The 10,695-nt window shown below is 64.4% G+C and carries 9 protein-coding genes; 4 read left to right on the forward strand and 5 right to left on the reverse strand.

The genetic code is table 11. The features are described 5' to 3' along the window. The first annotated feature begins 20 nt into the window (after window positions 1–20). Both EOA78_RS26105 and EOA78_RS26110 read left to right on the forward strand, forming a co-directional pair. A complete protein-coding gene (locus EOA78_RS26105; RefSeq protein WP_127317627.1) occupies window positions 21–422 on the forward strand; it encodes a DUF305 domain-containing protein in 402 nt (133 codons plus the stop codon). A gap of 79 nt (window positions 423–501) precedes the next feature. Beyond that, window positions 502–1,347, forward strand: a complete 846-nt coding sequence (locus EOA78_RS26110) for an aldo/keto reductase (RefSeq protein ID WP_127317628.1) — start codon at window positions 502–504, stop codon at window positions 1,345–1,347. A gap of 54 nt (window positions 1,348–1,401) precedes the next feature. On the opposite strand, the gene mutS is transcribed toward EOA78_RS26110, so the two are convergent. Then, a complete protein-coding gene (gene mutS / locus EOA78_RS26115) occupies window positions 1,402–4,152 on the reverse strand; it encodes a DNA mismatch repair protein MutS (RefSeq protein WP_127317629.1) in 2,751 nt (916 codons plus the stop codon). Further along, on the reverse strand, window positions 4,149–4,289 hold the full coding sequence (locus EOA78_RS36545; RefSeq protein WP_206533503.1) for a hypothetical protein: 141 nt from the start codon (window positions 4,287–4,289) through the stop codon (window positions 4,149–4,151). Before EOA78_RS36545 ends, mutS begins: the two co-directional genes overlap by 4 nt. Between EOA78_RS36545 and EOA78_RS26120 the strand changes: the two genes are divergently transcribed. Then, window positions 4,288–6,567: an NADP-dependent malic enzyme gene (locus EOA78_RS26120; protein ID WP_127317630.1), complete on the forward strand. Its 2,280-nt coding sequence runs from the start codon at window positions 4,288–4,290 to the stop codon at window positions 6,565–6,567. The two genes, EOA78_RS36545 and EOA78_RS26120, sit on opposite strands and share 2 nt — an antisense overlap. 58 nt (window positions 6,568–6,625) lie before the next feature. Here the strand turns inward: EOA78_RS26120 and EOA78_RS26125 are convergent, their stop codons facing one another. Beyond that, on the reverse strand, window positions 6,626–7,618 hold the full coding sequence (locus tag EOA78_RS26125; protein WP_127317631.1) for an adenosine kinase: 993 nt from the start codon (window positions 7,616–7,618) through the stop codon (window positions 6,626–6,628). Between the two features lie 196 nt (window positions 7,619–7,814). Here EOA78_RS26125 and EOA78_RS26130 point away from each other — a divergent pair, with 196 nt between their 5' ends. Then, complete coding sequence (locus EOA78_RS26130) at window positions 7,815–8,510, forward strand: sulfate transporter family protein (protein WP_127317632.1); 696 nt, start codon at window positions 7,815–7,817, stop codon at window positions 8,508–8,510. A gap of 247 nt (window positions 8,511–8,757) precedes the next feature. Here EOA78_RS26130 and EOA78_RS26140 read toward each other — a convergent pair whose 3' ends face one another. Both EOA78_RS26140 and EOA78_RS26145 read right to left on the reverse strand, forming a co-directional pair. Next, entirely contained in the window at window positions 8,758–9,753 is a 996-nt protein-coding gene (locus tag EOA78_RS26140) for a proline racemase family protein (protein ID WP_127317634.1), read from the reverse strand. After that, the gene (locus EOA78_RS26145) at window positions 9,750–10,553 is read right to left on the reverse strand and encodes an oxaloacetate decarboxylase (protein ID WP_127317635.1); all 804 of its coding nucleotides are present in this window, start codon (window positions 10,551–10,553) and stop codon (window positions 9,750–9,752) included. Before EOA78_RS26145 ends, EOA78_RS26140 begins: the two co-directional genes overlap by 4 nt. Window positions 10,554–10,695 lie beyond the last annotated feature (142 nt).

A 10,695-nucleotide genomic window follows, 5' to 3' on the forward strand; every position in this document is an offset into this window, starting at 1 on the left:
TTCAAAAAAGGAGATCATGAATGACCTTGGCCAAGAAGATCGTGCTGCTGCTGATGGCGGCCGGAATGCTGCTTGCCGTTTTCCTCGAAAGCATTCCGTCGCAAGCCCAGGAGATGAAACACGACATGGGGGCGCACGACATGGGCGCGATGGGCGCGCAAAGCCCCTCGACCGACGGCTACAAGGCGGCGATGGACAAGATGCACACCGCCATGATGGCGATCGAACCTTCCGGCATTGCCGATATCGATTTCGCCCGCGGCATGATCCCGCATCATCAGGCCGCAATCGACATGGCCAAGGTCGAGCTTGCCAATGGCAAGGATCCGGAAATGCGCAAAATGGCCGAAGCGGTGATCGCGGCGCAGGAGGCCGAGATCAAGCAGATGCAGGATTGGCTGGCCGCCCATCCGGTGAAGTAGCATCAGGCAGCTCGCGGGAAATCCGGGGTGGATTTCTCCGGAAGGGTGTGCTGCCATCGGGCGTCGACTGGAGCGCGCCATGCCATCAACGATAAGAACCACCACATTGCCCTCGGGCGAAGCCGTTCCCGTGCTGGGTCAAGGAACGTGGAAAATGGGCGAGGATTTCAGCCGCCATGCCGATGAGGTCAACGCGCTGAAGCTCGGGCTCGATCTCGGCATGACGCTGATCGACACTGCCGAAATGTATGCCAGCGGCGGGGCCGAGGAGGTGGTGGCGGATGCCATTGCCGGGCGCCGCGACGAGGTGTTCCTGGTCTCCAAGGTGCTGCCGTCCAACGCCTCGCGCATCGGCGTGCCGGCGGCCTGCGACAGAAGCCTCAGGCATCTGCGCACCGACCGTATCGATCTCTATCTGCTGCACTGGCCCGGCAGCGTGCCTCTGGCGGAAACGGTCGAGGCCTTCGACGCGTTGAAAAAGGCCGGCAAGATCCGCCACTGGGCCGTCAGCAATTTCGACACCCATGAGATGGAGGAACTGGTCAGCCTGCCGGCCGGCGACAGCGTCCAGACCAACCAGATCCTCTACAATCTGTCCCAGCGCGGCCCCGAATTCGACCTTGCGCCCTGGAGCCGGCAACGCGGCATTCCGCTGATGGCCTATTCGCCAGTCGATCAGGGCGTATTGGCGCGCAATACCAGGCTCGAAGCCATCGCCGCCCGCCACAATGCCACGGCGGCTCAGCTGGCGCTGGCCTGGGTGATGGCACAGGACGGCGTCATTGCCATTCCAAAGGCCGGCAAACAAGAGCATGTCCGCCAGAATGTCGCGGCGCTCCACGTCGAGCTCACCCCGGAAGATTTCGCCGACATCGACCGTGCCTTCCCGCCACCGAGGCGGAAGCAGGGCCTGCAGATGATTTGAGGGTTTGCCGCAGGACCCAAGGTCGCGTTCCCTGCGCTATCGTACGAAGCCTGACTACTTCCCCGCCATTCCCTTCAGCCGATACAGCGCTTCCAGCGCCTCCCTCGGCGTCATCTCGTCGGGATTGATCTCCCCTAGCGCCGCGCTCAGTCCATCGCTCTTTGCCGGCTTCGGCGCCTCTTGTTTCACCGCCACCGAAAACAGCGGCAGATCGTCGACCAGCCGGTTTGCCTTGCCCGAAACCTCGCCAGCTTCCAACTGGTGCAGTACTTCCCTGGCCCGCCCGACCACCGCTTCCGGCAGGCCGGCCAGACGCGCCACCTGCACGCCGTAGGAGCGGTCGGCGGCACCTTTGCCGACCTCGTGCAGGAAGACCACGTCGCCCTCCCATTCCTTGACCCGCATGGTGACGTTGTGCAGCCGAGCGAGTTTGCTGGCCAGCGCCGTCATTTCGTGGAAATGGGTGGCGAAGATCGCCCGGCAACGGTTCTTCTCGTGCAGATACTCGACCGCCGCCCAGGCGATCGACAGGCCGTCGAAGGTAGCGGTGCCACGGCCGATCTCATCCAGGATCACCAGCGCGCGTTCGCCGGCCTGGTTGAGAATCGCCGCCGTTTCGACCATCTCGACCATGAAGGTCGAGCGGCCGCGCGCCAGATCGTCGGAGGCACCTACACGCGAAAACAGCCGGTCCACGACGCCGATATGGGCTGATGCCGCCGGCACGAAGGAGCCGGTCTGGGCGAGGATGGCGATCAGCGCGTTCTGCCTGAGAAAGGTCGATTTGCCGCCCATATTGGGGCCGGTCAGCAGCCAGATCGCGCCGTTCTTGGCATCGCCTTCCGGCGATAGATCGCAATCATTGGCGACGAACGGTCCTTCGCCCGAACGCCGCAGGGACTGTTCCACCACCGGATGCCGTCCGCCCGAAATTGCGAAGGCGAGGCTGGCGTCCACCACGGGCCGGCACCAGGCTTCGCTTTCGGAAAGCAGCGCAAGTGCCGCCGACACGTCGAGCACGGCAAGCGCTTCTGCGCCGGCGCGGATCTTGTCCGCCTGGCAGACCGCTTCCGCCGTCAGCCTGTCGAAGGCGGCAAGCTCGATCGCCAGCGCCCGGTCGGCGGCATTGGCGATCTTCGATTCCAGCTCGGCGAGTTCGGTCGTGGTGAAGCGCATGGCATTGGCCATGGTCTGGCGATGGATGAAGCGCGCCTTCGCCCCATCGCTGCTCGTCATGATCGCATGGTGGTTGGCGGTGACTTCGATGTAATAGCCAAGCACATTGTTGTGCCGGATTTTCAGCGAGCGGATGCCGGTTTCGTCGATCAGCGAGCGCTCCAGGCCGGCAATCACTTTTCGCGACTCGTCGCGCAGTGCCCGCATTTCATCGAGTTCAACGTTGTAGCTGGAACGGACGAAGCCGCCGTCGCGCTTGAGCAGCGGCAGCTCGTCACCGAGCGCCTGCGTCAGATGCTCGGCCAGCGGACGTGGCAGCGCCTCGATCGCCGCCAGCGCCGCCGCCAGTTCTTGCGGAAGGGCGGTCGCCCCGAACAGTTCGACAATAATGCCGGCAGCCTCGAACCCGGCACGCAGCGCGCCGAGATCGCGCGGGCCGCCGCGGTTGAGCGCCAGCCGCGACAGGGCGCGAGGCATGTCGGCGACGCTCTTCAGGCTCGCCCGCACCGCCTGGCACAGTCGTGTCTCGGACCGGAAGAAAGAAACCGAATCCAGCCTTGCACCAATTGCTGCCGGATCGGTCAGCGGCGCCATCAGCCGGTCTGCCAGCAGTCGCGCGCCGCCGCCCGTCACTGTGCGGTCGATCGCCTTGAACAGCGAGCCCTCGCGGCTGCCGGACAGGGTGCGCAGCAGTTCCAAATTGGCGCGCGTCGCCGGATCGATGAACAGCGTCGAGCCTTGCTCCTCGCGTTCGGGCCGCGACAGCGGCGGCCGCTCGGCCTTCTGCGTCTTTTCGACATAGGCGATGGCGCCTGAGATCGCCGACAGCTCGGCGCGGGAAAACGTGCCGAAACTGTCCGGCGTCGCCACCTCGAAGAAACGGGCGATGCGTCCGGAGGCCGACGCCGAGTCGAACAGGCTCGGCGGCTGCGGAGTGGCGACCCGGCCGAGCACGTCGAACACCGGTTTCAGCTCGGGATCGTAAAACACCGGCTCGGCGACGATCAGCTCGCGTGGGTCGACGCGAAAGACATCGGCAAGCAGCCGGTCTGCGGTGGTCTCGGCAACGCGGAAGGCACCGGTCGAGATTTCGATCCAAGCCAGCGCAAAACTTCCTTGGTTCCCTGTCGCGCTGCCGCGCTCCCCGCCTCTTGCCTCGGCCCCGCCTTTGACCCGGCTAAGCGCCATCAAAAAACTCGATTCCGACGGCGCCAGCAATTTGTCCTCGGTGATGGTACCCGGCGTTACCAGCCGCACCACGTCGCGGCGCACCACCGATTTGCCACCGCGCTTCTTCGCCTCGGCCGGATCCTCGATCTGCTCGCAGACGGCGACGCGGAAGCCTTGTCCGATCAGCTTCTGCAGGTAATCGTCGGCGGCATGTACCGGCACGCCGCACATCGGGATGTCGAGGCCCTGGTGCTTGCCGCGCTTGGTCAGGACGATGCCGAGCGCCCGGCTCGCCTTCTCGGCATCGTTGAAGAACAGCTCGTAGAAATCGCCCATGCGGTAGAACAGCAGCGAATCCGGGTTCGCCGCCTTGATCTCGATATACTGCTCCATCATCGGCGTCGCCGGCGCAAAGGCCGGCGTAGCGCTGTCGCTGCGAATGGGCGTTTCGTCGTTCAAGAAGCTGCTTCCAGAATTTGCCAGCCTTCTGCTTGGCGGTTTACAGCGGCGAAGTGTAGCCTTAATCCCGAACGTTCCACAAAAGAAAGCATTGCACCCGTCTCAAGCGGTGCGGGTGAGGAAATCGAAAGCATCATGGCCAGGAAAACCGAAAACCCCGGACCCTCCGTCAGTGCGCAGGAGGCGCTGGAATTCCACGCCATGGGCCGCCCCGGCAAGCTGGAGATCGTCGCCACCAAGCCGATGGCCACCCAGCGCGACTTGAGCCTTGCCTATTCGCCGGGCGTCGCGGTTCCGGTGCTTGCCATCGCCGAGGATCCCAGCCGCGCCTTCGACTACACGGCGCGCGGCAACATGGTCGCCGTCATTTCCAACGGCACCGCCATCCTCGGCCTCGGCAATCTCGGCGCGCTGGCCGCCAAGCCGGTGATGGAAGGCAAGGCGGTGCTGTTCAAGCGCTTCGCCGATGTCGATTCCATCGATCTCGAGGTCGACACCGAGGACGCCGAAGAGTTCATCAATTGCGTGCGTTTCCTTGGGTCCTCCTTCGGCGGCATCAACCTGGAAGACATCAAAGCGCCGGAGTGCTTCATCATCGAGCAGCGGCTGCGCGAGCTCATGGACATACCGGTCTTTCATGACGACCAGCACGGCACCGCCATCATCTCGGCCGCCGGCCTGATCAACGCGCTGGAAATCACCGGCCGCGACATGAAGACCACGAAAATGGTCTGCAATGGCGCGGGTGCCGCCGGCATCGCCTGCATCGAGTTGATGAAGGCGATGGGCTTTGCGCCTGAAAACATCATTCTGTGCGACACCAAGGGCGTCGTCTTCCAGGGCCGCACAGAAGGCATGAACCAGTGGAAGTCGGCGCATGCCGTCAAAACCGATGCGCGCTCGCTGGCCGAGGCGCTGGACGGTGCCGACGTGTTCCTCGGCCTCTCCGCCAAGGGCGCGCTGACCACCAGGATGGTGCAGTCGATGGCCGAGAAGCCGATCATCTTCGCCATGGCCAATCCCGATCCGGAGATCACGCCGGAGGAAGTCGCCGAAATCCGCACCGATGCCATCATGGCCACCGGGCGTTCGGATTATCCGAACCAGGTCAATAACGTGCTCGGCTTCCCCTACATCTTCCGCGGCGCGCTGGACGTGCGGGCGATCACCATCAACGATGACATGAAGATCGCCGCGGCGCGGGCGCTGGCCGAACTGGCGCGCCAGGATGTCCCCGACGATGTCGCCGCCGCCTACCAGGGCATGCGGCCGAAATTCGGCCCCAACTACATCATCCCGGTGCCGTTCGATCCGCGCCTGATCTCGGCCATTCCGATCGCGGTTGCCAAGGCAGCGATGGAGTCCGGCGTCGCGCGCAAGCCGATCCTCGACCTCGACCGTTACGCGCAGGAGCTCTCCGCCCGCCGCGATCCGATCGCCTCGACCCTGCAGCGCATCTACGACCGCGTTCGCCGCCAGCCCAAGCGCATCGTTTTCGCCGAGGGCGAGGAGGAGCAGGTGATGCGCGCCGCCGTCTCCTACGTGAACCAGCGGCTCGGCACCGCCATCCTGCTCGGCCGCGACGACATCATCAAGGAGAATGCCAGGAACGCCGGCATCGAGCTGAACAAGCAAGGCATCGAGATCATCAATGCCAGGCTGTCACGCCGCAATGGCGTCTACACCGACTATCTGTACGAGCGCATGCAGCGCAAGGGCTTCTTGTTTCGCGACTGCCAGCGCCTGATCAACAACGACCGCAACCATTTCGCCGCCTGCATGGTGGCGCTGGGTGATGCCGACGGCATCGTCACCGGCGTCACCCGCAACTACTCCACGGCGCTCGACGACATCCGCCGTGTCATCGACGCCAAGCCCGGCCACCGCGTCATCGGCGTTTCGATCGTGCTGGCGCGGGGTCGAACCGTGATCGTCGCCGACACCGCCGTGCACGACATGCCGAATGCCGAACAGATTGCCGACATCGCCGAGGAAGCCGCCGGCTTTGCCCGCCGCATGGGTTATGAGCCAAGGCTCGCCATGCTCGCCTATTCCACCTTCGGCCACCCGCAGGGCGAGCGCTCCGAACGCGTCCAGGAAGCGGTGCGTATCCTCGACAAGCGGCGCGTCGATTTCGAGTATGACGGCGAGATGGCCGCCGACGTGGCGCTCAATGCGCGCGCCATGGCGCAATACCCGTTCATCCGGCTGACCGGCCCGGCCAATGTGCTGATCATGCCGGCCTTCCACTCGGCCTCGATCTCAACCAAGATGCTGCAGGAGCTCGGCGGCTCGACGGTCATCGGCCCGCTGCTGGTCGGCCTGGACAAACCGGTTCAGATCGTCTCGCTCAACGCCAAGGACAGCGACATCGTCAACATGGCGGCGATCGCGGCGTATACGGCGGGGGCGTGAGGAGCGGACGTCTCTGCATCCCCCCATAAGGGAGAGAAGGAAGAGACGACGTCGAGCCCTAAATCAGCCCTGCCTGTTCAGCCTCGTGGCGCAAATTCTGCCGGGGCCTTGGCCCGATCTGCTGGATGACCAGCCCGGCCGCCAGCGAGCCGAGATCGCCGCACTGCTTCAGGCTGCGCCCTTGCGTGTAGCCGTAGAGGAAGCCGGCGGCATAGAGGTCGCCGGCGCCGGTGGTGTCGACCAATTCGCGGATTTTGGTCGCGTTGACGGTGACCGTCTCGTCGCCACGCACGATGACCGAGCCCTTTTCCGAGCGGGTGACGGCGGCGATCTTGCAATCCTTGCGGATCTGGGCCAGCGCCTCGTCGAAGGAGGCAGTCTGGTAGAGCGACTTGATCTCGTGGGTGTTGGCAAAGACGATGTCGACGGTGCCCGAGCGCATCAGGTCGAGGAACTCGTCGCGGTAGCGGTCGACGCAGAACGAATCCGACAGCGTCATCGACACTTCGCGGCCGGCGGCATGGGCGAGCTTCGCCGTCTGCCGGATCGCTTCCTTGGCGCGCGGCGGGTCCCACAGATAGCCCTCGAAATAGGTGACCGCCGCCCCCGAAGCCTTGTCTGCCTCGACATCCTCCGGTCCGAGCTCGATGCAGGCGCCGAGATAGGTGTTCATTGAGCGCTCGCCGTCGGGCGTGACGAAGATCATCGAGCGCGCCGTCGGCGGTTCGCCGTTGAGCGGCTTGGTGTCGAAGGCGACGCCCTGCGCGTGGATATCATGAGCGTAGATTTCGCCGAGCGCATCGTTCGAGACTTTGCCGAAGAAGGCGGCGCGTCCGCCGAAGCTGGCGACACCCGCCGCCGTGTTGCCGGCGCTGCCGCCGGAGGCTTCGATGGCCGGGCCCATGCGGCTGTAGAGCAGCTCGGCGCGCCTCGTGTCGATCAGGTTCATCGCGCCCTTGATGATGCCGTTCGTCTCCAGGAATGCCTCGTCGCACTGGGCGATGATGTCGACAATGGCATTACCGATACAAAGCACGTCATAGGTCGGCATCAATGAGTGTCTCCGCGAAAAACCACCGGCCTTCTGGCACGCCGGCCGCGGGCGGGTCTAGCGATTTGATGCGGCTTTGCCTAGGGTCGGGATCTATTAATCTGGTCGAACGGCAGATGCACCGCATCGCGCTGCGCCTGAGCCTTGCCCTGTCTCCGCCTGCCTCGGGGATATCAGCCATGGAATTGGAAACGCCGTGATCCCTAGCGCCGCCCGCGCCGCCGCCAGCCGGTTGTTCTCGCCCGAATTTCGCTCGGTGTTCGTGAAGACGCTGGGCCTGACCTTGCTGGCGCTCGCCGCGCTGTGGTTCGCCATCGAGGGCCTGTTCGAATGGCTGGCCTGGCCATGGATCGACGCATGGCTGCCCAGCCTGCCGTCCTGGGCCGGATGGCTGGGCGTCATCGTCGCCGGGATCGGCCTCGCGCTGGCTCTGGCGCTGCTGATCGCGCCGGTGACGGCGATCATCGCCGGCCTGTTCCTCGACGACGTCGCCGAAGTGGTCGAGCGCACCGACTATCCCAATGACCCGCCCGGCCGCGCCATGCCGGCACTGCGCTCGATGGTGCTGGCGATAAGATTCTTCGGCGTCGTCATCGTCGGCAACATCGTGGCCTTGCTGCTTCTGCTGGTGCCGGGCATCAACATCGCTGCCTTCTTCATCGTCAACGGCTATCTGCTGGGGCGCGAGTTCTTCGAGTTCGCCGCCATGCGTTTTCGCCCGGAGGCCGAGGCACGGGCGTTGCGCAAAAAACATGCCGTCACGGTGTTCCTCGCCGGGCTGGTTATCGCTGCCTTCCTCACTGTCCCGCTGCTCAACCTTCTGACGCCGCTCTTCGCCGCCGCCATGATGGTGCATTTGCACAAGGCGGTATCGGCGCGGGAAGCGGCTTAGAGAGCAATTCCAGGAAAGTGTGAAACGGTTTTCCGTCCGGAATTGCGCAAAAACAAAGAGATAGAGCGGTTCGGCGTTTTCGTGAAACGATCAACCGCTCTAGCGCGTGCTGATATTCGGGTGATGCCGGCTTGCGAATGGCGGTTTCCTGTGCTTCCGGTACGCACCCAAACGTTACGCTCCGTTCCGGTTCTCGGAACCCAAATTCTCAGCGCGGGCGGACCTGAATCTCAGCACACCCCCGGCGCTAGCGTAAAAGAAAACCGCGTCCCAGCTCGTCATCGGGTTCGACGATGAATTCGGTCCGGCCGCAGTAGTAGGCGCGGCCGCCGACGCGGGCGATAATGGCGTCATGCAGCCCGGCTTTCGCGGTCCTCGCCACGCTGCCGGAAAAGCGCGAGCCTGCAACACTCTCGAACACCCGCGTCTGGCCGGCGATTTCGCCCTTGGCATGCATTGCCGCCAGCCGCGCAGTGACGCCCGAGCCGGTCGGCGAACGGTCGACCTCGGCCTCGGCGAAGACGCAGATGTTTTTGGTCGGGGTATCGGAAAATGCGTCCCGTCCGTCGGTCAGGATGATGCCGTAGAGAAAGGCAAGGTCGGCATGGTCGGGATGCGACAGCGGAAACTCGGCCTTCAGTTTCCCGGTCAGCATTGTCGCCGCATCGACGAAATCGCGCACGCGGTTCCTGCCGAATTCCAGCCCGAACTGGCGGCAATCGGCGAGCGCATAGAAGGCGCCGCCATAAGCGATGTCGAAGCCGATCGAACCGAAGCCCGGCAGTTCGATCTCCTGGTCGCGGGCGAACAGAAAGGCCGGCACGCTTTCGAACGACACCGCGCCGGCCTTGCCGTCCTGCACCTCGACCGAGGCGACGACCAGCCCGCACGGCGCTTCGATATTGACTGTCGTCACCGGCTCCTGCCGCGCCACCAGCTTCTCGTCGACGGCGTAGCGGCCGAGCGCGACGATGGCGTGGCCGCACATCGTCGAATAGCCCTCATTGTGCATGAACAGCACGGCGAGGTCGGCGCCGGGCAGGTCGGGCTCCACCAGCAGCGCGCCATACATGTCGTAGTGGCCGCGCGGCTCGAACATCAGGATCTTCCTGAGATGATCGAGGTGGTCGCGCACATAGGCGCGCTTTTCCAGGATCGTGCCTGCAGGGATCTTGGGATAGCCGCCGGTGACGATCCGCAGCGGCTCGCCGCCGGTGTGCATGTCGACGACGGTGAGCGTCATGCGTTGGGTTCGGTAAACAACGCCTGCAGCTTGCCGAAAGGCATGGCGGTGCGGGTGAAGCCGAAGGTGCCGTCCTGCTGGATCTCGCGCGCCGCCGTCTCCAGCATGCCGAAGGCGAAATTGGTCAGCCAGGGCCCGAGCGAAATGCGCTTGACGCCTGCCAGGGAAAGATCGGCGATGGTGAAGCCGGGCCTCACCATGACGTTGACCGGCTTGGTCAGCGCCGAGCAGACGGTTCGCACCGTCTCGATGTCACTGATGCCCGGCGCGTAGAGCACGTCGGCGCCGGCCTTCTCGAAGGCCTGCAGCCGCTTGATCGTGTCGTCGATGTCGGGCTTGCCCCATAGAAAATTCTCAGCCCGCGCGGTGAAGACGAAATCGTGCTTCAGCGCCCGTGCCGCCTCCGCTGCGGCGGCGACGCGCTCGACGGCATGCGAAAAATCATAGATCGGCTTGTCGGGCTCGCCGGTGTGGTCCTCGATCGAGCAGCCGGCGAGGCCCGCGGCCTCGGCCGCGAAGATGGTTTCGGATGCACTTGTCGCGCTGTCGCCCTTGCCCTTTTCGAGATCGGCCGAGACCGGCAGGCCGGTCGCCGCCGCCACCTCGCGGCAGTGGTGGATCATCGCCTCGAAGGTCACCGCGCCGTCGGGCAGGCCGCGCGAAAAGGCAAAGCCGGCGCTGGTCGTCGCCAGCGCCTTGAAACCGAATGAAGCCAGCAGTTTCGTCGTGCCGACGTCCCAAGGGTTGGGCATGACGAAGATCGAGTTGTGCAGGTCGCGAAAGATTTTGCCCTTGTCCATGGATGCTCCCCAGAGTGCGAAGCGCATTTTATCCCGCCACTGCCCCCCGGGCAAACGAATGCGATTGGCTCAGAAGCGATTGGCGTTCTCTCCTGCCAATTTGTCCAGTGCGTCGGACCCCTTGACGTAGGCGGTCCCATTC

It is taken from the genome of Mesorhizobium sp. M5C.F.Cr.IN.023.01.1.1, from assembly GCF_003997585.1.
Lineage (GTDB): Bacteria > Pseudomonadota > Alphaproteobacteria > Rhizobiales > Rhizobiaceae > Mesorhizobium > Mesorhizobium wenxiniae.

Bases quoted from the DNA above. Each gene is read 5' to 3' on its own strand.
- EOA78_RS26125 (WP_127317631.1), bottom strand. From the start codon at position 7,618: ATGCCGACCTATGACGTGCTTTGTATCGGTAATGCCATTGTCGACATC.
- EOA78_RS26140 (WP_127317634.1), bottom strand. From the start codon at position 9,753: ATGACGCTCACCGTCGTCGACATGCACACCGGCGGCGAGCCGCTGCGG.
- EOA78_RS36545 (WP_206533503.1), bottom strand. From the start codon at position 4,289: ATGATGCTTTCGATTTCCTCACCCGCACCGCTTGAGACGGGTGCAATG.
- EOA78_RS26145 (WP_127317635.1), bottom strand. From the start codon at position 10,553: ATGGACAAGGGCAAAATCTTTCGCGACCTGCACAACTCGATCTTCGTC.
- EOA78_RS26110 (WP_127317628.1), top strand. From the start codon at position 502: ATGCCATCAACGATAAGAACCACCACATTGCCCTCGGGCGAAGCCGTT.
- EOA78_RS26120 (WP_127317630.1), top strand. From the start codon at position 4,288: ATGGCCAGGAAAACCGAAAACCCCGGACCCTCCGTCAGTGCGCAGGAG.
- EOA78_RS26105 (WP_127317627.1), top strand. From the start codon at position 21: ATGACCTTGGCCAAGAAGATCGTGCTGCTGCTGATGGCGGCCGGAATG.